The 23,782-nt window shown below is 55.5% G+C and carries 20 protein-coding genes and 1 pseudogene; 12 read left to right on the top strand and 9 right to left on the bottom strand.

All coding sequences use genetic code 11. From position 1 onward, the window contains the following. Positions 1-19 precede the first annotated feature (19 nt). Genes mtnN through HV345_RS19150 form a run of 3 tightly spaced genes read left to right on the top strand, consistent with a single transcriptional unit; the run spans position 20 to position 2,172 of the window. Positions 20-718, top strand: a complete 699-nt coding sequence (gene mtnN, locus HV345_RS19140; protein WP_016151752.1) for a 5'-methylthioadenosine/S-adenosylhomocysteine nucleosidase — start codon at positions 20-22, stop codon at positions 716-718. Next, positions 711-1,511, top strand: coding sequence for a vitamin B12 ABC transporter substrate-binding protein BtuF (gene btuF / locus HV345_RS19145; RefSeq protein WP_016155723.1), 801 nt, complete (start codon positions 711-713; stop codon positions 1,509-1,511). Before mtnN ends, btuF begins: the two co-directional genes overlap by 8 nt. A 37-nt stretch (positions 1,512-1,548) precedes the next feature. Then, positions 1,549-2,172 (top strand): TRIC cation channel family protein, encoded by a 624-nt coding sequence (locus HV345_RS19150; RefSeq protein WP_006686772.1) that lies wholly within the window; start codon positions 1,549-1,551, stop codon positions 2,170-2,172. Between the two features lie 119 nt (positions 2,173-2,291). On the opposite strand, the gene erpA is transcribed toward HV345_RS19150, so the two are convergent. The 3 genes and pseudogenes from erpA to clcA form a co-directional block, all read right to left on the bottom strand. Continuing rightward, on the bottom strand, positions 2,292-2,636 hold the full coding sequence (gene erpA / locus HV345_RS19155) for an iron-sulfur cluster insertion protein ErpA (RefSeq protein WP_003018581.1): 345 nt from the start codon (positions 2,634-2,636) through the stop codon (positions 2,292-2,294). Beyond that, positions 2,629-2,694 (bottom strand): annotated as a pseudogene (gene yadW / locus HV345_RS26255) (small protein YadW). The gene erpA and the pseudogene yadW overlap by 8 nt, the downstream one beginning before the upstream one ends. A gap of 23 nt (positions 2,695-2,717) precedes the next feature. Continuing rightward, the gene (clcA, locus tag HV345_RS19160; protein ID WP_181635932.1) at positions 2,718-4,139 is read right to left on the bottom strand and encodes a H(+)/Cl(-) exchange transporter ClcA; all 1,422 of its coding nucleotides are present in this window, start codon (positions 4,137-4,139) and stop codon (positions 2,718-2,720) included. A gap of 168 nt (positions 4,140-4,307) precedes the next feature. Between clcA and hemL the strand changes: the two genes are divergently transcribed. After that, on the top strand, positions 4,308-5,588 hold the full coding sequence (gene hemL, locus HV345_RS19165; protein ID WP_016155721.1) for a glutamate-1-semialdehyde 2,1-aminomutase: 1,281 nt from the start codon (positions 4,308-4,310) through the stop codon (positions 5,586-5,588). 100 nt (positions 5,589-5,688) lie between these two features. Here hemL and fhuB read toward each other — a convergent pair whose 3' ends face one another. From fhuB to hrpB, 6 genes are all read right to left on the bottom strand, one after another. Further along, entirely contained in the window at positions 5,689-7,671 is a 1,983-nt protein-coding gene (gene fhuB / locus HV345_RS19170; protein ID WP_181635933.1) for a Fe(3+)-hydroxamate ABC transporter permease FhuB, read from the bottom strand. Beyond that, the gene (gene fhuD / locus HV345_RS19175; protein WP_049042714.1) at positions 7,668-8,558 is read right to left on the bottom strand and encodes a Fe(3+)-hydroxamate ABC transporter substrate-binding protein FhuD; all 891 of its coding nucleotides are present in this window, start codon (positions 8,556-8,558) and stop codon (positions 7,668-7,670) included. Before fhuD ends, fhuB begins: the two co-directional genes overlap by 4 nt. Next, positions 8,558-9,355: a Fe3+-hydroxamate ABC transporter ATP-binding protein FhuC gene (gene fhuC, locus HV345_RS19180; protein ID WP_101700737.1), complete on the bottom strand. Its 798-nt coding sequence runs from the start codon at positions 9,353-9,355 to the stop codon at positions 8,558-8,560. The genes fhuD and fhuC overlap by 1 nt, the downstream gene beginning before the upstream one ends. Positions 9,356-9,402: 47 nt before the next feature. Continuing rightward, positions 9,403-11,652, bottom strand: coding sequence for a ferrichrome porin FhuA (fhuA, locus tag HV345_RS19185; protein ID WP_049269202.1), 2,250 nt, complete (start codon positions 11,650-11,652; stop codon positions 9,403-9,405). Between the two features lie 232 nt (positions 11,653-11,884). Then, complete coding sequence (gene mrcB, locus HV345_RS19190; RefSeq protein ID WP_016151745.1) at positions 11,885-14,425, bottom strand: bifunctional glycosyl transferase/transpeptidase; 2,541 nt, start codon at positions 14,423-14,425, stop codon at positions 11,885-11,887. Positions 14,426-14,560: 135 nt separating this feature from the next. Then, entirely contained in the window at positions 14,561-16,990 is a 2,430-nt protein-coding gene (hrpB, locus tag HV345_RS19195) for an ATP-dependent helicase HrpB (protein ID WP_181635934.1), read from the bottom strand. A 73-nt stretch (positions 16,991-17,063) separates the two neighbouring features. Between hrpB and thpR the strand changes: the two genes are divergently transcribed. The 8 genes from thpR (at position 17,064) to panC (ending at position 23,748) form a co-directional block, all read left to right on the top strand. Then, a complete protein-coding gene (gene thpR / locus HV345_RS19200; RefSeq protein ID WP_016155716.1) occupies positions 17,064-17,594 on the top strand; it encodes an RNA 2',3'-cyclic phosphodiesterase in 531 nt (176 codons plus the stop codon). A gap of 15 nt (positions 17,595-17,609) precedes the next feature. Then, the gene (gene sfsA / locus HV345_RS19205; protein WP_181635935.1) at positions 17,610-18,314 is read left to right on the top strand and encodes a DNA/RNA nuclease SfsA; all 705 of its coding nucleotides are present in this window, start codon (positions 17,610-17,612) and stop codon (positions 18,312-18,314) included. A 177-nt stretch (positions 18,315-18,491) separates the two neighbouring features. Next, positions 18,492-18,947 (top strand): RNA polymerase-binding protein DksA, encoded by a 456-nt coding sequence (gene dksA, locus HV345_RS19210; RefSeq protein ID WP_003018625.1) that lies wholly within the window; start codon positions 18,492-18,494, stop codon positions 18,945-18,947. A 70-nt stretch (positions 18,948-19,017) separates the two neighbouring features. Then, positions 19,018-19,914, top strand: coding sequence for a tRNA glutamyl-Q(34) synthetase GluQRS (gene gluQRS / locus HV345_RS19215; protein WP_181635936.1), 897 nt, complete (start codon positions 19,018-19,020; stop codon positions 19,912-19,914). Between the two features lie 71 nt (positions 19,915-19,985). Beyond that, on the top strand, positions 19,986-21,380 hold the full coding sequence (gene pcnB, locus HV345_RS19220; protein ID WP_203457720.1) for a polynucleotide adenylyltransferase PcnB: 1,395 nt from the start codon (positions 19,986-19,988) through the stop codon (positions 21,378-21,380). Further along, entirely contained in the window at positions 21,377-21,856 is a 480-nt protein-coding gene (folK, locus tag HV345_RS19225; protein WP_049269196.1) for a 2-amino-4-hydroxy-6-hydroxymethyldihydropteridine diphosphokinase, read from the top strand. The genes pcnB and folK overlap by 4 nt, the downstream gene beginning before the upstream one ends. A gap of 120 nt (positions 21,857-21,976) precedes the next feature. Beyond that, on the top strand, positions 21,977-22,768 hold the full coding sequence (gene panB / locus HV345_RS19230) for a 3-methyl-2-oxobutanoate hydroxymethyltransferase (protein ID WP_003829230.1): 792 nt from the start codon (positions 21,977-21,979) through the stop codon (positions 22,766-22,768). A 125-nt stretch (positions 22,769-22,893) separates the two neighbouring features. Further along, complete coding sequence (gene panC / locus HV345_RS19235; protein ID WP_016151737.1) at positions 22,894-23,748, top strand: pantoate--beta-alanine ligase; 855 nt, start codon at positions 22,894-22,896, stop codon at positions 23,746-23,748. Positions 23,749-23,782: the final 34 nt, after the last annotated feature.

Consider the following 23,782-nt stretch of genomic DNA (forward strand, 5'->3'; position numbering starts at 1 on the left):
GCTTATCGCGAGTAAATCTATGAAAATCGGCATCATTGGTGCAATGGAAGAAGAAGTTACGCTGCTGCGTGACAAAATCGAAAACCGTCAGACCCTCTCTCTCGGCGGTTGTGAAATTTACACCGGCCAACTGAACGGTACAGAGGTTGCGCTACTGAAATCAGGTATCGGTAAAGTGGCGGCGGCGCTGGGCGCTACGCTGCTGCTTGAACGCTGCAAGCCGGATGCCATCATTAACACCGGTTCCGCGGGCGGCCTGGCCTCTACGCTGAAAGTCGGCGATATTGTGGTTTCTGACGAAGCGCGCTATCACGATGCCGACGTTACCGCCTTTGGCTATGAATTTGGTCAGTTACCGGGCTGCCCGGCTGGTTTTAAAGCCGATCCTGCGCTGATTGCTGCAGCAGAATCCTGTATTGCGCAACTCAATCTGAACGCCGTTCGCGGACTAATCGTCAGCGGCGATGCCTTCATTAATGGCTCCGTGGGTCTGGCTAAAATTAAGCATAACTTCCCGCAGGCCATTGCCGTTGAGATGGAAGCGACCGCGATTGCGCACGTTTGCCATAACTTCAATGTGCCGTTTGTCGTGGTTCGCGCCATCTCTGACGTCGCCGATCAGCAGTCCCATCTCAGCTTTGACGAGTTCCTGGTTGTTGCCGCGAAACAGTCAAGTCTGATGGTTGAAACGCTGGTACAGAAACTGGCGCATGGCTAAATTACTCTCCAGGGCGCTGGTCGCCCTGCTATTCACTCTTCCGGCGTTCCTGTACGCCGCACCGCGTGTTGTGACGCTTTCTCCTGCCAATACCGAACTCGCCTTTGCCGCCGGCATTACACCCGTAGGCGTCAGTAGCTACTCAAACTACCCGCCAGCGGCCAAAAATATCGAGGAGGTTTCCACCTGGCAAGGTATGAACCTTGAACGCATTGTGGCGCTTAAACCGGATTTAGTCGTCGCCTGGCGCGGGGGAAATGCTGAGCGGCAGGTGAATCAGCTGACCGCCCTGGGAATTAAGGTCATCTGGGTGGACGCCGTTACCATCGAGCAGGTCGCCGATGCGCTCCGCCAGCTGGCAGCGTGGAGCCCAAAGCCTGAGCAGGCTAAACAGGCGGCGCAAACCATGCTTGATGACTATGCTTTACTAAAATCTCGGTATGCCAACAAACCGAAAAAACGCGTGTTTCTCCAGTTTGGCGCAAATCCTCTGTTTACCAGTGGAAAAGGCTCCATTCAGCACGAAGTTCTTGAGGTATGCGGTGGAGAAAACATCTTTGCCGGCAGTCGGGTCCCCTGGCCGCAGGTTAGCCGTGAGCAGGTCCTGGCACGAGCGCCCCAGGCTATTGTTGCAACCGGAGGGCCAGGCGAAACTCTGAAAATTGAACAATACTGGGGAAACCAGCTAAAAATACCCATTATTACACTTAATAGTGACTGGTTCGAACGCGCGAGCCCGCGTATTATCCTCGCCGCAAAACAACTCTGTAATGCGCTTTCACAGATAAATTAGCGCCTGCCCCCACCAGGTCTGTTGTGAGGATTTAAAAATGCTCGTCTATTGGCTGGATATTGTCGGCACCGCGGTATTTGCTATCTCTGGCGTCTTACTGGCCGGAAAATTGCGAATGGACCCGTTTGGCGTCCTGGTCCTCGGGGTGGTTACCGCCGTTGGCGGCGGAACGATCCGCGATATGGCGCTGGATCATGGGCCGGTATTTTGGGTTAAGGATCCCACCGATCTGGTGGTGGCAATGATCACCAGCATGCTGACAATCCTGCTGGTACGTCAGCCACGACGTTTACCGAAGTGGATCCTTCCGGTGCTGGATGCCGTTGGCCTGGCTGTGTTCGTGGGGATTGGCGTCAATAAAGCATTTCTCGCAGGGACGGGCCCCCTGGTGGCGATCTGTATGGGGGTGATTACCGGTGTCGGCGGCGGGATCATTCGCGATGTGTTAGCTCGTGAAGTCCCGATGATTCTGCGCACCGAAATCTACGCCACGGCATGTATTATCGGCGGGATCGTGCATGCGACGGCATTTTATACCTTTAATGTATCGCTGGAAAACGCCAGTATGATGGGGATGATCGTCACCCTGCTGATTAGGCTTGCCGCCATTCGCTGGCATTTGAAATTGCCGACGTTTGCTCTGGATGATAACGGGCGTTGATGTGATGATGCAGAACATGTAGGCCGGATAAGGCGTTTACGCCGCCAACCGGCACATTGCCCGGTGGCGCTACGCTTACCGGGCCTACACCATCAGACCATCGGTATTACAGGCAGCAATCAGATGCTGAAAGAAGAACCACACCCGCAGGTGCTTTTCGCATTGGGGTTAGTCACAACGAAGCGGGAACCTTCCAGACCTTCGGTATAGTCAACCGCGCCGCCCACCAGATATTGCAGACTCATCGGATCAACCACCAGACCCACACCTTGTTTCTCAATGGTCATATCACCATCGTTCACCTGATCATCAAAGGTGAAACCGTACTGGAAACCGCTGCAACCACCGCCGGTGATATACACGCGTAATTTCAGATTCGGGTTATCTTCGTCAGCGATCAGGCTTTTTACTTTATTGGCTGCTGCTTCAGTAAATTGCAGTGGCAGCGCTACGTCATCACTCATATTTTGCTCCAAACGACATTGGCAATTGGGCAAATTATAACCCAATGGTTAAGGCCATTATCTAATACCCTGGTATTTCGTTCAAGTATTCTCGCCAGCGGCGGTACTCTGGCTTTTTGCCGCTTGCTCCGCTTCCTGTTTTGCCAGCGTGCGGGCAAGGATAGTCGAGTATAGCGGCTTTCCACCCATAAATTGGGCTAATAGTGTTGCGCCAAGACAGGTAATAATCATTGGCAAAATGAGCTGATAGTTATCGGTCATCTCCAGCACCAGTACAATACCGGTTAGCGGTGCACGTACCGAAGCCGCCAGCAAAGCCCCCATTCCGGCAATGGCAAAGGTTCCGGCCTCCAGATGATACTGTGGAAAAGAGGCCGCCGCGGCCATACCAAACGCGGTGCCAAGTAACGTACCCAGCGCCAGCATCGGGGCAAAAATCCCACCGGGCGCGCCGGACGAGAAGCACAGCAGCGTGGTGATCACCCGGGTAATAAATATAAACAGCAGTAAATCGACGCTAAAATTACCCGCCGCGGCGATAGGAATCAGGTTAAACCCGCCGCCTGCCGCTTCCGGTTTAATTAATCCCAGGATCCCGCACAGGCCACCAATCGCGCCGCCCATCAGCACCCATTTTTTAATTTCACCGCCGTGGAAGCGCTGGAACATATCCTGGGTACGCAACACCATGGTGTTGAACAACGGCCCGACACAGCCAAAAATAAGCCCCAGCACAAGATACAGCCACAGCGTATTTACCGGTGCATCAGACAGCTTCCCGACTTCAATAATCGGTGCTTCACCGTTGAACACACGAAACACGATGCTCGACATAATAACGCCGGTAAACACGGCTTTGATCGAGACGAGGTTATAGCGAAACTGCGGGCGCATCTCTTCAATAATGAACAGGATCCCCGCCAGAGGCGCATTAAACGCCGCCGACAAACCCGCAGCCGCACCGGTGGCCAGCAGGGTATGTCGCGCTTCGGCGCTACGCATGCGGAAAATATCCAGCACCATGCGCCCAATGTTCCCGCCTATCTGTACTGTCGGCCCTTCTCGCCCGAGCACCATACCGGCTCCCAGCGTGCCCATGCCGCCAATAAATTTCACCGGCAGAACGCGCCACCAGCGCACAGGTCGTAGCTCTTCCAGCGCGCCTTCAATCTCAGGGATCCCCGAGCCTCCCGCTTCCGGCGCAAATTTACGAACCAGAAAATAGCCGACCATCGCCAGCAATGCAGAGAGAATAAACGCCAGCGGCCACAGCAGAATGGCATGGTCCGCAACCTGGGCCAGGGCGCCAATGCGCTGATTTTGCACCCAGGTCACCGCTTTCTCAAATGCCACGCCAACAAGCCCCGTCACGGTACCGACAACGGCGGCCATCAACAGGATCGCCAACGGCGTTTTGTCGCGTTCCAGGAGTCGACGGATTTGATCCCTGCGGCGTAAACGCACAATTTGTTGTGCTTCAAAAGAGGGAGAGTCAGTCTTCATCAGATGATCATTAATTGGTAATACAAATACGGAATCGGCATTCTACTCGCACATTTCACGAAAATCCCCTGCAAATCACATTGTTTCAATTGCGTAAAACTTTCATAACCTTCTCTGAATAACTAGAATAGCGGGCATTTACTTTTTCTACGAACCAGGACCCCATCCATGAGTAAGTCTGAAAATCTCTACAGCGCAGCACGCGAACTTATCCCTGGCGGCGTTAACTCCCCCGTTCGCGCCTTTACTGGCGTGGGTGGTACTCCGCTGTTTATCGAAAAAGCGGACGGCGCGTATCTGTACGATGTCGATGGTAAAGCCTATGTCGATTACGTCGGTTCCTGGGGACCGATGGTACTGGGCCATAACCACCCGGCAATTCGCAATGCGGTGATTGAAGCCGCAGAGCGCGGTTTAAGCTTCGGCGCGCCGACCGAGATGGAAGTGAAAATGGCGGAGCTGGTCACTGAACTTGTGCCGACCATGGATATGGTGCGTATGGTGAACTCCGGTACGGAAGCGACGATGAGCGCAATCCGTCTGGCGCGCGGTTTCACCGGTCGCGATAAGATAATCAAATTTGAAGGTTGCTATCACGGTCATGCCGACTGCCTGCTGGTTAAAGCTGGTTCCGGCGCGTTAACGCTGGGTCAGCCAAACTCCCCGGGCGTTCCAGCCGATTTCGCGAAACACACCCTGACCTGCACCTACAATGATCTCTCTTCAGTTCGTGCGGCATTTGAACAGTATCCGCAGGAGATCGCCTGCATTATCGTTGAGCCGGTCGCAGGCAACATGAACTGCATCCCGCCGCTGCCAGAATTCCTGCCGGGCCTGCGTGCCCTGTGTGATGAGTTTGGCGCACTGTTGATCATTGATGAAGTCATGACCGGTTTCCGCGTGGCGCTAGCCGGTGCGCAGGATTATTACGGCGTCGTTCCGGATCTGACCTGCCTTGGCAAAATCATCGGTGGCGGGATGCCCGTTGGCGCATTCGGCGGTCGCCGTGATGTGATGGACGCGCTGGCGCCGACCGGTCCGGTTTATCAGGCGGGTACGCTTTCAGGTAACCCGATTGCGATGGCAGCAGGTTTTGCTTGTCTGAACGAAGTGGCCCAGCCAGGTATTCATGAAACGCTGAACGAACTGACGACGCGTCTGGCGGAAGGTCTGCTGGAAGCCGCCGAAGAGACGAATATTCCGCTGGTGGTTAACCATGTGGGCGGGATGTTCGGGATTTTCTTCACCGATGCAGAAACCGTGACCTGCTATCAGGATGTGATGGCATGCGACGTTGAACGCTTCAAGCGTTTCTTCCACATGATGCTGGATGAAGGGATTTACCTGGCGCCGTCCGCCTTCGAAGCGGGCTTTATGTCCGTCGCGCACAGTGAAGACGATATCAATAACACCATCGACGCCGCGCGCCGGGTGTTTGCGAAATTGTAAAAGAGAACGTCCAGAAATAACGTAGGCCGGGTAAGGCGAAGCCGCCACCCGGCTTTTTTATTGCCGAATGGCGACGCAACCTAGATAGAAGGGATAAACCTCAGCGACTCTGCTTACGTAGCAGATAGATAAAGTACGGCGCGCCAATAAACGTCGACAGTAATCCTGCCGGGATCTGATACGGAAACAGCACCATCCTGCCGCACCAGTCAGCAAAGACCAGCAGCACACCTCCCGCCAGCGCTGAAATCAGCATATGCGGCATCGCGCGACGAAAACCCATCATTCGGGAAATATGCGGAGCCATCAGCCCGACAAAACTCAACGGTCCAATGGTCATGGTTGCTGTCGCCGTCAGTCCCGCAGCCAACAGCAGTAACCCCACGCGTGACGGCGTGATCGCCATACCCACCGCACGCGCCGTATCGCCGCCGAGCGGTAAAATCGTCAGCCAACGACGGCACAGCGGTGTCAGCGCCAGCAGGATAACCATCACAATCCCGGTGCGCAGTACCTGTTCGCCCGTCGCGTTATAGGTTGAGCCGGAGATCCAGGTCAGCACGCCCGCCATACGCGGATCGCCGCTGGCCTGCAGCATCATCAACAACATAGTAAACGCCGTACTGAGCGCCATCCCTGCCAGCAGCATACGGTGCGGCGAAAAACCACCGCGCCCGGCGGCAATCATAATGATAAGCAAGGTGACCGCAGCCCCGAGGCTCCCTGCGGGCAGCAGCCAGCCAAAGGCATTTCCGGGGACCAGAAACAGCATTAACACCACGCCAAATGCCGCGCCGGAGCTAATGCCCAGAACTTCCGGGCTAGCCATTGGGTTTCCGGTCAGACGCTGAATAATACAGCCCGCTACCGCCAGCATCACCCCGGCAATCAACGCCGCCAGAATACGTGGCCAGCGCCAGGGCATCAGTTCATCCAGCATCGCGCCGCTGGCCCATGTCCAGCCGTGCGCATCGCGGCCAAACGACAGCGCCACCACCAGAGCCAGCAGCAAAACCACCCCGCCCGCCAGCGCAAACATCAGTACATTCTGACGCTCCGCGGCGATACGGTTGCTGGCATTCATATCCGGTGCGCTCATACTTCTAAGGCGCGGCAACAACCACAGCAGCAATGGCGCGCCAATCAGCGCCGTCACCGAACCGGTGGAAACCTCCATCCATACGCGGGTCAGCCACAGAATGATTTGGTCAGAGAGCCAGAGGATCAACGCACCAATCAGCGGGGCCAGCATCAGACGCGCCAACAGACGCCGCGCGCCGAGCATTTTCGCCAGCAGCGGTGCAAACAGGCCAATAAAGCCGATAATCCCAACCGCGTTAACCAGCAAGGCGCTGATGACAATCGCCAGCGATAAGGCCGCCAGGCGCGCCAGCGACAACGCCAGACCGAGGTTACGCGCCACGCCGTCATCCAGTCCCATCAGCGTCATTGGACGCAACAGCAGCAGAGTCAGCATCACGCCGCCCAGCAGCTGTGGCCACAGTCGCTGTACGCCGCTCCAGTCGGTTTGGGTTAGCGTGCCGCTGCTCCATAAAAACATGCTTTGCAGTTGATCGTGATGGAAGATAACCATCAACTGGTTAATCGCCCCGCAGTACAGGCTGACCACCAGTCCGGCAAGGATTAACGTCACCGGAGAAAGACGTTTGCCCCAGGCGACGCCAAACACCAGCGCCCCAACGACACAAGCACCTGCCAGCGCAGCAAATTGCGTGGTGAGCGCACCGGGAATAGCCCACAGCGTCGTGACGGTAATGCCCAACTGCGCACCGGTCGCAACGCCTAGCGTGGTTGGCTCCGCCAGTGGGTTACGCAGCACCTGCTGAAACAATACGCCGACCAGTCCCAGCCCGGCACCGACCAACAGCGAAATCGCCAGCCTCGGCAGCAGGCTGTAGTGGAAAACCATCTGTTTAATGGCATCGATATCCGGTGACCAGATAGCCTGTTGCCACTGGTTGCGCGGTAGCGCAACGGAGAAGTTAACCCATGTGAGCCAGCAGGCAGCAACAAACAGAACCGCCAGCAGGAGAATGGGGAACAGCGCGATACGTTTACTCACGCTTTGCCTCCCAGCGCATTATCCAGAATGCGGGCAAAATGCATGGCCGATAGCGTTGCGCCATAGAACCAGACGGCCGGCACGCGCTGAAAACGTCCGCTGCGAACAAAGGGCATCGCCTGCCACAACGGCGTAGACATCAGTGCAGCCATCTCTTTATCGTTGCCGTGATCAAAGCACAATACATCGACATCCTGAAAAGCAGCCAGACGGTCAATACTCACGGCAGTGCTGCCCCAAAAGTTTGTCTCTCCCTGCCAGGCGTTGGGGATCCCATATTCATCCAGCACGTCCTGAAACAGGCTGTTTGGGCCAAACACCAGCATATGCCGCGAATCAAGCAGAGAGGTGAGAAGCACAGGGCGCGCACCACGTTGAATGAAGCGCGGCTTCAGGCTGGCAATAAAACGATCATACTCAGTCAGATGGCGTTCAGCAGAGTCCTGCAGATTGAACAATTGCGCCATTTCCTGCAGCGATTGTCGCGCAACGACCAGAGGTTTTTTACCGTCGCTGAAGTTAAATCCCCGACCAGGTGCAATACGCGCCAGCTTTTCCGGGGAAGGACCATAGCCTGCCGACCAGAGCAGAAACGAGGGTTTCATTTCGGTCAGCAGTTCGAGATTGGGTTCCGTGCGTAGCCCGACATCAATCACCGAGTCCGGTAGAGGTGGCTCACTGACCCACAGCTTGTAGTTAGGGATATCCGCAATGCCATACGGCGTAATACCCAGCGCCAGCAACAGCTCTACCGGCAGCCATTCCAGCGCCACAATACGCTGCGGATCAATCGCCGCGGCGGACGCCGTATTCATCCGCCACAGCAGCGGCGAGAGCGCCATCGCCGTAAGCAGACGCCGACGGGTAATATGATGTAATTCAATCATTAATAGACAAAACTCACGGGTGCGGCACCGGCCGGATGCGGCAAAATGCCCATCGGGATACCGTAAATCTGTTCCAGAGTTTCACTGCGCATCAGTTCAGCAGACGTTCCTTGCGCAATCATTTCACCACCGCGCAGCGCAACTAAGTAATCGCAGTAGCGGGCCGCCATGTTGATATCATGCAGCACCGCAATCACCGTTAGCCCACGCTGCTGGCTTAAGCGATGCACCAGCGCCAGCACGTCAACCTGATGAGCGATATCCAGCGCGGAAGTCGGCTCATCAAGCAGCAGACAGCGGCTGTCCTGTGCCACCAGCATGGCAATCCACGCACGCTGGCGTTCTCCGCCGGACAGGCTATCCACCAGGCGGTGCGCCAGCGGTTTTAAGCCGACCAACGAAATAGCTTCTTCTACTTTCTCTCTGTCGGCAACGCCAAAACGTCCCAGCGCCCCGTGCCACGGATAGCGGCCAATCGCCACCAGTTCACGCACCGTCATCCCTTCGGCCTGAGGCAACTGCTGCGGCAGATAGGCGACCTTGCGGGCAAACGCTTTACTGCTCCAGTTCTCCAGCGGCTGTTCGTCGAGCAGGATTTCACCTTCCGACGGCGGCTGATGACGTCCCAGCATTTTCAATAACGTCGATTTTCCGGACCCGTTGTGGCCGATAAGGCCGGTTACTTTCCCCACCGGAAAAGTTAATGAGAGAGGATGCAAAAGCGTGCGGCCAGGCACACGAAAGGAGACATTACGCAACGCGAAAGTGGTGTCGGGATGGGATCTGTTTTCCTGCATAGCAGCCAACTTGTAAAACGGGCACGCAAAGCGTGCCCAAAAAGAAATTAGAAACGGAAGGTTGCGGTTGCAACGACCTGACGTTCTGCGCCCCAGAAGCAGCCATAGGTATTGAAGCAGCTGGCGACGTACTCACGGTCAAACAGGTTGTTCACATGCAGCGCCACGTTGGAACCCGCCATGCCGACGCGCGCCAGATCGTAACGTACTAACGCATCCACCAGCGTATAGCTCCCTACTTTGAAGGAGTTTGCTGGATCGCCATAGCTGGAGCCAGTATAACGAACACCCGTACCCAACGTCAGCCCGGAAAGCGCGCCGTCATAAAGGGTGTAATCCCCCCACAGTGATGCCATATGTTTTGGCACCTGAGCAGGCGTGTTACCTTTGTAGTTGGTGTCAGTGGTGTATTCCGCATCGGTATAGGTATAAGAACCGACCACGTTAACGCTGGCTGACAGCGCCGCTTTCGCTTCAATTTCCACACCACGTGAGCGAATTTCACCGCCTTCAACTGACCAGAATGATCCGTTCGGGTCGGCCATCAGGTTGTTGGTTTTGGTCAACTGGTAAACAGCACCGGTGATCACGATCGGACGATCGCTCGGCACATACTTCACGCCCGCTTCGTACTGCTTACCTTTAGATGGAGTAAAGATATTACCGCTTTCCCCGACCTGAGAACTAGGTTCAAACGATTCGCTGTAGCTGAAATACGGAGTCACACCGTTGTCGAACAGGTAGTTAACACCGCCACGCCAGGTGAACTGTCTGTCATCACGGGAATCCAGCACGCCAGAAACACGGTTCAGTGAGTCCTGCTTAGCCCAGTCGTAACGACCACCCAGAGTGACCAGCACCTTATCCCACTGCATCTGATCCTGAGCGTACAGGCCCGTTTGTTCCTGTTTATTCAGAACACGGTAGGGAGCACCCGGTCCAGTATGTGCCCCAAAATCAAAGTCGCTGCGATCAAGGTTATAAATATCTGAAGGCGCTACCGAACCAGCCCAACCAAACCAGGAGTTGATATCGTTACGCATCCGCATATAGTCAACGCCGGTCAGCAATGTGTGATCCACGGAACCGGTAGCGAATTTGCTCTGCAACTGGGTATCAACAGCGAAGTTCTGCAATTTTTCATTATCGTCAACATACTGACGAGTCAGCGTGTGAGCCCACTCGGACTGAGGAACGCTGGCGCAAGGACTGTTAGCCGGATCCTTTGTATAGAGCGGATCAGAGCACATACCGTAGCCATACACGCTGTTCTGCGAAACCTTGTTTTGCGCGTAACGCAGGTTCTGACGCACGGTAAAGGTGTCGTTAAATTCGTGGTCGAAGCTGTAGCCCACCATCTTCTCGTTACGAGAGTAGGTATTGTTGTTCGCACCTTCGTTGAAATCGGTAGGCAGACGCTTGCCGTTCGGCAGCTCAGTCACCGTCCCCTCTTTCGGCAACCAGCCGTAATAGCCAGTTTCCGGCTCGTTCTGGAAGTAGGAGAGGAAGGTGAAGTTCGTTTTATCATCCGGACGCCATGTGAAAGATGGCGCGATGGCGTAGCGTTGTTCTTCCGCGCCCTGCTGCTGCGCATTCGCGGAACGCGCCAGGCCGGTCAGGCGGTATGAGTACACACCATCGTCATCCAGCGCATCGCTGAAGTCAAAACCGGTCTGGAACAGGCTGTCAGTGCCCATCTTGAACTGAATTTCTTTTAATGGCTCTGTGGTCGGGCGTTTGCTGACCATGTTCAACAAGCCGCCAGGGTTACTCTTTCCGTAAAGAACGGAAACCGGACCGCGCATCACTTCAGCGCGTTCCAGCATATACGGGTCGATTACCGCATCGTTGTAGAAGTTACCCTGCATCTTCAGGCCATTCAGATAGTTATTCTGACTTTGGCCGTCGGCGGCAAATCCGCGAATAATCAGGTAGTCATAGGTGTTAGACGCGCCGCGGGTACCTACGGCTACGCCAGGCGTGTAGCTGAGCGCCTCTTTAACTGATTTCGGCTGATGCAACGCCATCTCTTCGGCGGTGACCACTGAAATAGACTGAGGAACTTTTTGAATCGGGGTGTCGGTTTTGGTCGCCGTAGCAGACTGTCGTGCGGCGATGGTTGCCGCTGGCCCCCATGCGCTTTCTTGTGCGGCAGGAGCAGCAGTTACGGTGATGGTTTCTTCTTTCGGGTCAACCGCCGCCTGTGCATAGACAGACATGCCGCTAACCGCTGTGGCTACCACTACTGCGATTTTACGCAGCGATGAACTTGGCTGAGCAGTTTTAAGACGCGCCATTGGTATTTCTCTGATGAAAGTGAATGATAACGTAAACGAGAATTATTATTATAACGACAGCATAATATTCGAAACTCTGGCGAGATAGCAAGCAATACGCGTCCCTACTAAAACTGAGGGGTTAAGAAATAACCAGATGAAAAGAAAGGGTTAATAAATTAGGCTGGAATGTTATTCGGCCCTGAGAATGGACCAAAGAAGAAAAACCCGCCGAAGCGGGTTTTGAGCAATATCAGTTACTGCCGAACATATCCTTTATCCAGCCAGCGACGCCGTCGCTATCTTTCTTCTCCTGCTGCGCCGGTTGTTGCTGCTGCTGTTGAGGCTGCTGCTGCGGCGTTGACTGATCGAACGGATTCCCGGTCGGCTGTTGCATCATTTCACCCTGCTGACACAGCGAATCAGGATCGGTAGTCCATACCGGAAGCGTACGCATCCCCCCGCTACAAACGAAGTTACCGTCGTAGTCCACGCCCATATCCACCACATCTTCCGGCGGCGTCAGCACCAGCGGTGTTGGCGTCTGGTTAGCCAGATAACGCTGATAAATCGACATCGCACCGCTGGCACCGTACAGCTTGGTTGGCTGGTTGTTATCACGACCCACCCAGGTGATGGTTACCTGGCTGCCGTCGATCCCGGCAAACCAGGTATCCACGTTGTTGTTAGTGGTCCCGGTTTTCCCTGCCAGATGAAGCCCAGGATATTTCGCGCCAAGCTGGCGGCCCGTACCACGCTGAACCACCTGTTGCATGGTCCACAGCGTCATATACGCCGCCTGCGCCGGAACGGCACGCTCGGCCTGCGGGAAGCTCTGATACAGCACCGTCCCATCTTCGGCAATCACCGAACGCAGCGCCGACAGCGGCGCGCGGTTCCCGCCGCTGGCGATAGTCTGGAACGCCTGCGCCACTTCGATCGGCGTCAGGTTCAACGCCCCCAGCAGCATGGCTGGAACCGGATTAAGCTGATCTTTCGGCGCGCCCAGCTTCAGCCAGGTATCGGTGACGGCAGGCAGGCCCAGCGCCATCCCCAGATTTACCGTTGGCACGTTCATTGAGCGCGTTAACGCATCCACCAGCATCACTTTTCCGCTTTCGCTATAGCGACGGTCATCGTTCTGCGGCGACCACACCTGGCCGTTAGGCTGGCGCAGCGCAATCGGGGCATCAGCAATCCAGGTATTCAGACGGTACAGTTTCGGCTGGCTGAGCGCAGTCAGATAGGTCGCTGGTTTAGCCAAAGAACCAATCGAACGACGCGCCTGCATCGCACGGTTATAACCAGCGAACTGCGGTTCTGCCCCACCGACCATGGCACGCACTTCGCCGCTAAAGCGGTCGACCACCACAATCGCGGTCTCAAGATCGCTCAGCTTACGTTGTTTCTTCAGCACCGGAATACCTTCCACCGCCGCTTTTTCTGCAGCGTCCTGCGCCACGGAATCAAAGGTGGTGAAAATCTTCACGCCGGAGAGGTCTTTAACTTTATCGCCCAGCTTTGCCTGTAGCTCCTGGCGCACCATCTGCATAAAGGCGGGCTGCGGTGAGATCACCCCACCACGCGGCTGTACGCCTAACGGACGCGCGCTCAGCATGTCATACAGATCCTGGTCGATAATCTGCTGCTGTTGTAGTAAACGCAGCACCAGGTTACGACGCTCCAGTGCCAGCTTCGGGTTACGCCACGGGTTATAGATTGACGCTCCTTTAACCATCCCTACCAGCAGCGCCTGCTGGTCGAGGCTCAGCTCTTCCACCGGACGGCCAAAGTAGTAGAGGCTCGCCAGCGGGAAGCCGCGGATCTCATTGTCACCGCTTTGACCGAGATAGACTTCGTTCATGTACAGCTCAAGAATGCGGTCTTTGCTGTAACGCGCATCCATGATCAGCGCCATATAGGCTTCGTTGGCCTTACGCCAATAGGAACGTTCGCTGGACAGGAACAGGTTTTTCACCAGTTGCTGGGTCAGCGTACTGGCCCCTTGTACCGTGCGCCCCGCCGTCAGGTTCGCCAGCACCGCACGGCCAATGGAATAGAGGCTGATACCGTCATGCTCATAGAAGTGACGATCTTCGGTCGCCAGCAGCGTGTCCACCAGCAGATCCGGGAATCCACTGCGCGGGACAAACAGGCGCTGCTCACCGTTAGGCGAAGAGAGCATGGTAATCAGCCGCGGATCGAGACGGAAGAAACCGAACTGGCGGTTGTTATCCATATTCTCGATAGTATCCAGATGGTCGCCATCAAAGGTCAGACGCGCGCGCACCTGCCCTTCTTTACTGTCCGGAAAATCAAACGGACGACGGATCATCTCGATGCTTTTCGCCTGCACGGTGAATTCGCCAGGGCGCGTCATCTTCGTCACCTGACGATACTGCGTAGCCTCCAGCAGTTTCACCATCTCGTTCTTGCCGATCGGCATTTCTGGCTCAAGGTTAACCATACGGCCATATACTGCCGCAGGAAGCTGCCAGACTTTACCATCTATACGGCTGCGGATTTTTTGGTCCAGATAAACGCCGTAAATGGCGATCAGCACCAAAAAAACAATCGACAGTTTTACCAGCAGCCAGAACCAGCCGCGTTTACCACGAGGCTTACGCCCTTTGCCTTTACCCTTACGCGGCATCGGTTCTTCATCCTCATAGTCATCATCATCATAATCGTCGTCATACTCTTCATCTCTGAGTTGACGACGGCTCACCTTTTGTTTCACCGGACGCGAGGGTTTCCCTTTACGTCCAATTGGCTCGCGGTCATTCCCCGCCATGCTTTTTCTCCGCAACATTCAGGCGCAAGGGCCCGATTCTCTGTTCTTCCGTCAGTTAACAGAAGAAGAAATCTCTCAATTTACTGCCGTGTTTATACCGGATGACGGCTTCGCTTTATCCGGCCTACAGTTTCATTACGAATACTTCTTTGTTCGCCGCGTTGGCGCGGTATTCGCCGGATCGTCCGGCCAGACATGTTTGGGATAGCGCCCTTTCATCTCTTTTTGCACCTCACGGTACGATCCCTGCCAGAACGCGCTCAAATCACTCGTTACCTGCAGCGGTCGTTGGGCCGGAGACAGCAGTTCCAGCACCAGCGGCACGCGCCCATCGGCGATGGTTGGGGTCTTCGCTTCACCAAACATTTCCTGCATCCGAACCGCCAATACCGGAGGGTTATCCTCATGATAGCGAATGGCAATCCGGCTTCCCGTCGGCACAGTGTAATGCGCTGGCAGTTCACTATCCAGACGTTGCAGCATTGACCAATCCAGCAAACCGCGCAACGCCTGACCCACATTTAGCGCTTTTAACGCACGTAACGAGTGCACACCGCTCATGTGCGGCAGCAGCCAGCTCTCCAGCGTCGCCAGCAGAGAATCCTCATCTACCGCGGGCCAGTTATACTCTGGCAACCAGTTTGCCGCACATTGCAGACGCAGGCGAAACTGCTCGGCTTCCGGCGTCCAGTTGAGCACACTTAGCCCTTTATCGCGAATGCCGTTCAACATCGCCAGATGCAACTCCTCTTCCGAAGGTTTGGCCAGCGCCTGTACTTTTACCGTTAGCTGGCCAATGCGCGACCGACGCAATGCTTTTAACGTTCCGTGAGTTTCATCCCATTCGATGGTGTCAGATTGTTGTAGCAGTTCAGGGCATGCCTGTATCAGCACCTCGATATCCAGCGGCAGAGCCAGCAGAATACGCGCATCCGGCGAAGCGCTGCCCTGCAGTAACAGCGGCGCAATCAGCCATTCATGGCGTCCGGAGGCGTCATCGGCATCCAGCATTGCCCCCATGCCATTCGCCAGTTGATAGCGCCCTTCCTGCCCGCGCCGACGCGCGATCCGATCGGCAAACGCCTGCGCCAGTAATGAGGGGAGCAGCGCGCTGTCCGGCTGTCCGCTGCGAACGTTAAGCCGTTTCAGCAATTGTTGGCTGCGCTGCTGCCAGGCGGGCTGATTTCGTGAAAACGCTACAGCCAGATCGGTACTGCCACCGCGCGGCGGCTCTTCCAGAATCGCAGCCAGTTTTGCCGCCGTTGCCGCTTCATTGTCATTGTTGGCGCTAACCAGCATAGCCGCTAAACGGGGGTCGTTACCCAACGTCGCCATTTTCTGCCCCCTGGCGCTGAGCCTGTCACCCTCAAGCGCCCCCAGCATCTGCAGCAGCCGCTTTGCCGCCTGCAGGTTGATGGCGGGCGGGGTATCCAGCCAGTTCAGTTGCTCAGGGTCGGTGCATCCCCATTGCAGCAACTCCATCAGCAGTCCGGACAGGTCGCTCTGTAAAATCTCCGGTTCTCCCTGCGCCGCCGCTCTTTCCGCCTGCTCTTTGGCAAGCAAATGTAGGCAGATACCGGGTTCCAGACGGCCCGCGCGCCCCGCTCGCTGGGTCATCGAGGCCTGGCTTATGCGTTGGGTAATCAGTCGCGTTAAACCGGTACGCGCGTCATAGCGCGCCACGCGCTCCTGGGCGCTGTCCACCACCAGCCGGATGCCTTCGATCGTTAAGCTGGTTTCGGCAATATTGGTCGCCAGCACCACTTTGCGCTTGCCTTGCGGCGCGGGCAAAATCGCCTGACGCTGCTCGGCAAGCGTCAGCGCGCCGTACAGTGGGCACAACAACACATCGCTGCCCACACGCGTTGCCAGTTGCTCCTGCACGCGCTGGATTTCCCCTACACCCGGTAAAAACAGCAGCAGCGACCCGCTTTCATGGCGCAGGAGTTCTGCCGTCGCTACCGCTACCGCTTCAGCAAAACGCAGATGCGCCGCCAACGGCTGATATCGTCGCTCAACGGGAAATGCGCGGCCTTCAGAAACGATCGTCGGCGCATCGGGCAACATCTGCTGCAAACGCCCGTTGTCCAAAGTGGCAGACATGATCAACAGTTTCAGATCGTCACGCAGCCCTTGCTGCACATCCAGCAACAGCGCCAGCGCCAGGTCGGCCTGCAAACTCCGCTCGTGAAATTCGTCGAGGATGACCAGCCCAACGCCCGTCAATTCGGGGTCGCGCTGGATCATGCGTGTCAGAACCCCCTCCGTCACCACCTCAAGACGGGTCAGCGGCCCTACGCAGCTTTGCGCACGCATGCGATACCCCACGGTCTCGCCAGGCTTTTCATTCAGCAATTCCGCCAACCGCTGCGCCACATTGCGTGCTGCCAGACGCCGCGGCTCCAGCAAAATAATCCGTCCCTTGATACCGCGATGTTCAAGGAGTCGCAACGGCAGCCAGGTTGATTTCCCGGCACCGGTCGGCGCCGTCAGCAAAACCTGCGACGAGGCATCAAGGGCGGTAATTAGTTCAGGCACTACGGCGGCAACGGGCAACGACGTCACAAATGACTCCAGAGGGTTAACATTCTTCGCGCTGCATTGTAGCATCGCGTTAATTCATAACCGAGTATCCATCATGTCTGAGCCAAAAAGGCTGTTCTTTGCGATTGAATTGCCTGGCGAGGTTCGGGAGCAGTTAATCCACTGGCGGGCCGCGCAGTTCCCCCCTGAAGCGGGTCGTCCCGTCGCCGCCGATAATCTGCATCTGACGCTCGCCTTTTTGGGCGACGTCAGCGCTGAGAAGCAGCATGCGTTAACGCAGCTTGCAGGGCGTATTCGCCAGCCGGGTTTTACGCTCAAACTCGACGATGCCGGGCAATGGCTGCGCTCGCGAGTCGTGTGGTTGGGAATGCGTCAGCCGCCGCGCGGGCTGCTGCAGTTGGCGAACATGTTGCGGGCACAAGCCGCACGCAGTGGGTGCCACCAGAGCCCGCAGCCGTTTCACCCGCATATCACGCTGCTGCGTGACGCCGGTCACGCGGTATCTATCCCTCCGCCAGGGTTTGGCTGGTCGTTTCCGGTAACGGAGTTTGGGCTTTATTCCTCCTCATTCATGCGAGGACGCACGCGTTACACGCAGTTGCAACGCTGGACGCTGACTGAATAATCAAAGGAACTGTTCATGCAATTTTCTCCACCTTTACAACCTGCAACGCTCATTCAGCGCTATAAGCGTTTTTTAGCGGATGTGATCACACCGGATGGCACAACGTTAACGCTACACTGCCCCAATACGGGAGCCATGACCGGCTGCGCAACGCCGGGAGATACTGTCTGGTATTCGACATCAGAAAATACCAAACGAAAATATCCACATACCTGGGAATTAACGCAAACCCAATCCGGTACACTTATTTGTGTTAACACGCTGTGGGCCAATAGATTAACGAAAGAGGCTATTCAGCGTTCGTTAATTTCGGAAGTTTCAGACTACAGCACCTTGAAAAGTGAAGTAAAATACGGCGCCGAAGGGAGCCGCATCGACTTTTTGTTACAGGCGGATTCCCGACCTGACTGCTATATTGAAGTGAAATCAGTCACGTTGGCGGAAAAAGATCAGGGTTATTTTCCCGATGCCATCACTGAACGAGGTCAGAAACATCTTCGGGAATTGATGAGCGTAGCGGCCGAAGGCAAGCGCGCGGTGATATTTTTCGCGGTGTTGCATTCAGCCATTACACGGTTTTCACCCGCGCGCCATATCGATGCAAAATATGCGCAATTATTAGTTGAAGCACAGCTTAAGGGGGTAGAAATTCTGGTTTATAAAGCGGAACTTTCTGCCCATGGTATGACTCTTAAAGAGCCGTTGCCCATTACCTTGTAATGGTGTAAATATTCGGTTAATTAGTATTCTGGGCGCGTGGGCAAATACGCTTTTCCTCACAGGGTTGTCAAGTGTTACGTTTAGATAATTGCTATCCGGAAAAGCATCTGCTATTTATAGCGACCTGATTTTTCCCCCGAACATGGGGATCGATAGTGCGTGTTAAGGAGAAGCAACATGCAAGAAGGGCAAAACCGTAAAACATCGTCCCTGAGTATTCTCGCCATCGCTGGGGTGGAGCCGTACCAGGAGAAACCGGGCGAAGAGTATATGAACGAAGCCCAGCTGTCGCACTTCAGGCGTATTCTTGAGGCATGGCGTAATCAACTTAGGGATGAAGTTGATCGCACCGTATCTCATATGCAAGACGAAGCGGCTAACTTCCCTGATCCGGTGGACCGCGCCGCACAGGAAGAAGAATTCAGCCTTGAGCTGCGTAACCGTGATCGTGAGCGCAAACTGATCAAAAAGATCGAGAAGACGCTGAAGAAAGTAGAAGACGAAGATTTCGGCTACTGCGAATCATGCGGCGTAGAAATTGGTATTCGCCGTCTGGAAGCGCGTCCGACAGCCGATCTGTGCATCGACTGTAAAACGCTGGCAGAAATCCGCGAAAAACAAATGGCAGGTTAATTCCGGTCATTTTTACCACGTTTACTACAGGCGGGAGCTTCTCCCGCCTTATTATTTGTTAGCCCGCAAAATGAGCGATTCACATTATATTGGCCGCTTCGCCCCTTCCCCCTCTGGCGAACTCCATTTTGGTTCACTGATTGCCGCCCTCGGGAGTTACCTGCAGGCCCGTGCTCGTCGCGGAATCTGGCGGGTACGCATTGAAGATATTGACCCCCCTCGTGAAGTTCCCGGTGCTGCAGACACGATTCTGCGTCAGCTGGAACATTACGGGCTGCACTGGGATGGCGATATTTTATGGCAATCCCAGCGTCATGACGCCTACCGCGAGGCGCTGGCCTGGCTGCATCAGCAGGATCTGAGCTATTACTGCACCTGTACACGCGCGCGTATTCAAAGCGTCGGCGGTATTTACGACGGTCATTGCCGTGAACTACGCCACGGGCCTGAACAGGCGGCGGTCCGCATTAAGCAACGCCATCCGGTGATGCAGTTTACGGACCAACTGCGCGGTGTGATTCTGGCTGATCCGCGGCTTGCGAAGGAAGATTTTATTATTCACCGTCGCGACGGGCTGTTTGCCTATAACCTCGCGGTGGTGGTGGACGACCACTTCCAGGGCGTGACGGAAATTGTGCGCGGTGCCGATCTTATCGAACCGACGGTACGGCAAATTTCGTTGTATCAACAGTTCGGCTGGCAAGCGCCGGACTATATTCATCTGCCGCTGGCGCTCAACGAACAAGGCGCTAAACTTTCAAAACAAAATCATGCACCTGCACTGCCGCAAGGCGATCCACGCCCGGTGATTGTTGCTGCGCTGCGCTTTCTCGGCCAGCACTCCGATATCCCGTGGCAGGAGATGCGCATGGATCAGATTCTCACGTTTGCCATTGAAAACTGGAGTCTGACAGCGGTGCCAGAATCGGCGATCGTAAATCCGCCATTCTCAAATGCATCATGCTGAGCTATGATTAGCCGCTATTTTTACACAGCAACACTTGTTCTGATTGAAGTTTGACACTACCGAGGTGCACTATTTTTACCCGAGTCGCTAATTTTTGCCGCAAGGTGCTAAGCCGCGAGGAGCGCGAGGCCGAGCTCGCCGTCGCCCGTCCACATATGACGGTAATCCCGCGTGAGCAGCACTCTATCTCCCGCAAAGATATCAGTGAAAATGCCCTGAAGGTAATGTACAGGCTCAATAAGGCCGGATACGAGGCATGGCTGGTTGGCGGAGGCGTACGCGATCTTTTGCTGGGCAAAAAGCCGAAAGATTTTGATGTCACGACTAACGCCACGCCAGATCAGGTGCGAAAACTGTTTCGTAACTGTCGTCTGGTTGGTCGCCGTTTCCGTCTGGCCCATGTCATGTTTGGCCCGGAAATTATCGAAGTGGCAACTTTCCGTGGTCATCATGAAGGCAGCGAGTCCGATCGCACAACCTCACAGCGCGGACAAAACGGTATGCTGCTGCGCGACAACATCTTCGGCTCCATCGAAGAAGATGCCCAGCGTCGCGACTTCACGATTAACAGCCTGTATTACAGCGTGGCCGATTTCACCGTGCGTGATTACGTTGGTGGCATGCAGGATCTCGAAGAGGGCATCGTTCGCCTGATCGGTAATCCGGAAACGCGCTACCGCGAAGACCCTGTACGTATGCTGCGGGCCGTGCGCTTTGCCGCCAAGCTCGACATGCGTATCAGCCCGGAAACCGCTGAGCCAATCCCGCGTCTGGCAACACTGCTTAACGATATTCCCCCCGCACGCCTGTTTGAAGAAGCACTCAAACTGTTACAGGCGGGCTATGGGTATGAAACCTATAAAAAACTGCGTGAGTACAGCCTGTTCCAGCCGCTGTTCCCCACCATTACGCGCTATTTCACCGAAGACGGTGACAGCCCAATGGAACGCATCATCGCTCAGGTGCTGAAGAATACCGATAACCGCATCCACAATGATATGCGCGTTAACCCGGCGTTCTTGTTCGCCGCCATGTTCTGGTATCCGTTACTGGAAGCTGCGCAGAAAATTGCCCAGGAAAGCGGTCTGGCTTATTACGATGCCTTCGCACTGGCGATGAACGACGTACTGGATGAAGCCTGCCGCTCGCTGGCGATCCCGAAACGTCTGACCTCGCTGACCCGTGATATCTGGCAGTTGCAGCTACGCATGTCTCGTCGCCAGGGCAAACGCGCCTGGAAGCTGATGGAGCATCCGAAGTTCCGCGCCGCTTACGATCTGCTGGCCCTGCGTGCCGAAGTGGAAAACAACGCTGAGCTGCAGCGTCTGGCGCAGTGGTGGGGAGAATTCCAGGTTTCAGCACCGCCGGAACAAAAAGGCATGCTCAACGAACTCGACGAAGAACCGGAACGCCGTCGTCATCGTCGCCCGCGTAAACGCGCCCCGCGCCGTGAAGGTTCCGCGTGACCATCGCCTATATCGCTCTCGGCAGTAATCTGGCCTCTCCTCTGGAGCAGGTCAATGCTGCCGTAAAAGCGATTGGCGACATTCCCGACAGCCGTATCGTCGCTGTTTCCTCCTTTTACCGCACACCGCCATTAGGCCCGCAGGATCAGCCAGATTACCTGAACGCTGCCGTGGCGCTGGAAACCACTCTCGCTCCCGAAGAATTGCTTAATCATACCCAACGCATTGAGCTGCAACAGGGACGCGTACGTAAAGCCGAACGCTGGGGGCCGCGCACTCTGGACCTCGATATTATGCTGTTTGGCAATGAAGTAATTAACACCGAACGTCTGACCGTGCCGCACTACGACATGAAAAACCGTGGTTTTATGCTGTGGCCGCTCGCTGAAATTGCACCTGAGCTTATCTTCCCGGAGGGTATCAGCCTGCATCAGCACCTCACCCATCTTGGTGCCGCAAAACCTGCACACTGGTAAAGTATCCCCTCCTCTCCAGCGTTTACTGCTTTAGTGCCAAACGGTTGCTTAAAACAATTGCCCCCCTGAATGTGACTGTTAGAATGCCGATAAATATGACTTTCATCATCAGGAAATGTTATGAAACCCACCACCATTTCACTGCTGCAGAAATGCAAGCAAGAGAAAAAACGCTTCGCGACCATTACAGCCTACGACTACAGCTTCGCTAAGTTATTTGCCGACGAAGGCATTAATGTGATGCTGGTTGGCGACTCACTGGGCATGACGATTCAGGGGCATGACTCCACCCTACCGGTCACCGTTGAAGATATTGCTTACCACACTCGTGCCGTACGTCGTGGTGCTCCCAACTGTCTGCTGCTCTCCGACCTGCCATTTATGGCTTACGCCACGCCGGAACAAGCATTTGAAAACGCCGCGGTGGTGATGCGGGCGGGCGCTAATATGGTCAAAATTGAAGGCGGCGCCTGGCTGGTGGATACGGTAAAAATGCTCACCGAACGCGCCGTACCGGTTTGCGGTCATCTGGGATTAACACCGCAGTCGGTGAATATTTTCGGCGGCTATAAAATTCAGGGCCGCGGCGACGCCGGGCAGGTATTGCTGGATGACGCGCTGGCCTTAGAAGCCGCTGGCGCTCAGTTGCTGGTGCTGGAGTGCGTGCCGGTTGAGCTGGCGAAGCGCGTCACCGAAGCGCTGTCGATTCCGGTTATCGGTATCGGCGCTGGTAACGTCACCGATGGACAAATCCTCGTCATGCACGATGCCTTTGGCATTACCGGTGGCCACATCCCGAAATTTGCGAAGAATTTCCTCAATGAAGCAGGCGACATGCGCGCCGCAGTGCGGCAGTATATGGCTGAAGTGGAGTCCGGCGTTTATCCGGGCGAAGAACACAGTTTCCACTAATTTTTCAGGCCATATATCGGCCTGAAAAGCGTAGCGCCATCAGGCGGTTCGCTGCATGTTGCCGGATGGCGGCGTAAACGTCTTATCCGGCCTACGGTTCCTCAGGCAACTCAAGGAGTCTTGTCGTGTTAATCATTGAAACCCTGCCGCTGCTGCGCCAGCATATTCGTCGTCTGCGTCAGGAAGGCAAACGCGTCGCTCTGGTTCCCACCATGGGCAACCTGCACGACGGCCATATGAAGCTGGTCGATGAGGCAAAAGCGCGGGCTGATGTGGTGATCGTCAGCATTTTCGTCAACCCGATGCAGTTTGACCGACCGGACGATCTGGTGCGTTATCCACGCACGCTGCAGGAAGATTGTGAAAAGCTGAACAAGCGTAAAGTCGATTATGTTTTTGCGCCAGCCGTTGAGGAAATCTACCCGCAGGGGCTGGAAGGCCAGACGTTCGTTGAAGTTCCCGGTCTCTCCACCATGCTGGAAGGCGCCAGCCGTCCAGGCCACTTCCGTGGCGTTTCCACTATCGTCAGCAAGCTGTTCAACCTGATCCAGCCAGATATCGCCTGCTTTGGCGAGAAAGATTTCCAGCAGCTCGCACTGATCCGCAAAATGGTGGCGGATCTGGGTTATGACATTGAGATCGTTGGCGTGCCGATTATTCGCGCCAAAGACGGTCTGGCGCTTAGCTCACGTAACGGCTATCTGACCGCAGAGCAGCGAAAAATTGCGCCGGGTCTGCACAAAGTGATGAACGGCATCGCTGAAAAGCTGCTTGCCGGCCATCGTGACCAGGAAGAGATTATTGCCATTGCCGAGCAGGAACTGAATGAAAAAGGCTTCCGTGCCGACGATATTCAGATTCGTGATGCCGACACGCTGCTGGAGCTGACGGAAACCAGTAAACGCGCGGTGATTCTGGCCGCCGCCTGGCTGGGTCAGGCACGTCTGATCGATAATCAAAGCGTTACATTAGCCCAGTAGACAGGGGTTAAAAATCAGGCAATACTGCCTGAGA

It is taken from the genome of Citrobacter sp. RHBSTW-00986 (assembly GCF_013783065.1).
GTDB lineage: Bacteria > Pseudomonadota > Gammaproteobacteria > Enterobacterales > Enterobacteriaceae > Citrobacter > Citrobacter braakii.

What these genes read in the sequence shown, in the direction of transcription:
- hemL (WP_016155721.1), top strand. Translation starts at nt 4,308, where the DNA reads ATGAGTAAGTCTGAAAATCTCTACAGCGCAGCACGCGAACTTATCCCT.
- dksA (WP_003018625.1), top strand. Translation starts at nt 18,492, where the DNA reads ATGCAAGAAGGGCAAAACCGTAAAACATCGTCCCTGAGTATTCTCGCC.
- sfsA (WP_181635935.1), top strand. Translation starts at nt 17,610, where the DNA reads ATGCAATTTTCTCCACCTTTACAACCTGCAACGCTCATTCAGCGCTAT.
- fhuC (WP_101700737.1), bottom strand. Translation starts at nt 9,355, where the DNA reads ATGCAGGAAAACAGATCCCATCCCGACACCACTTTCGCGTTGCGTAAT.
- btuF (WP_016155723.1), top strand. Translation starts at nt 711, where the DNA reads ATGGCTAAATTACTCTCCAGGGCGCTGGTCGCCCTGCTATTCACTCTT.
- HV345_RS19150 (WP_006686772.1), top strand. Translation starts at nt 1,549, where the DNA reads ATGCTCGTCTATTGGCTGGATATTGTCGGCACCGCGGTATTTGCTATC.
- mtnN (WP_016151752.1), top strand. Translation starts at nt 20, where the DNA reads ATGAAAATCGGCATCATTGGTGCAATGGAAGAAGAAGTTACGCTGCTG.
- gluQRS (WP_181635936.1), top strand. Translation starts at nt 19,018, where the DNA reads ATGAGCGATTCACATTATATTGGCCGCTTCGCCCCTTCCCCCTCTGGC.
- mrcB (WP_016151745.1), bottom strand. Translation starts at nt 14,425, where the DNA reads ATGGCGGGGAATGACCGCGAGCCAATTGGACGTAAAGGGAAACCCTCG.
- fhuA (WP_049269202.1), bottom strand. Translation starts at nt 11,652, where the DNA reads ATGGCGCGTCTTAAAACTGCTCAGCCAAGTTCATCGCTGCGTAAAATC.
- clcA (WP_181635932.1), bottom strand. Translation starts at nt 4,139, where the DNA reads ATGAAGACTGACTCTCCCTCTTTTGAAGCACAACAAATTGTGCGTTTA.
- thpR (WP_016155716.1), top strand. Translation starts at nt 17,064, where the DNA reads ATGTCTGAGCCAAAAAGGCTGTTCTTTGCGATTGAATTGCCTGGCGAG.
- panB (WP_003829230.1), top strand. Translation starts at nt 21,977, where the DNA reads ATGAAACCCACCACCATTTCACTGCTGCAGAAATGCAAGCAAGAGAAA.
- erpA (WP_003018581.1), bottom strand. Translation starts at nt 2,636, where the DNA reads ATGAGTGATGACGTAGCGCTGCCACTGCAATTTACTGAAGCAGCAGCC.
- fhuD (WP_049042714.1), bottom strand. Translation starts at nt 8,558, where the DNA reads ATGATTGAATTACATCATATTACCCGTCGGCGTCTGCTTACGGCGATG.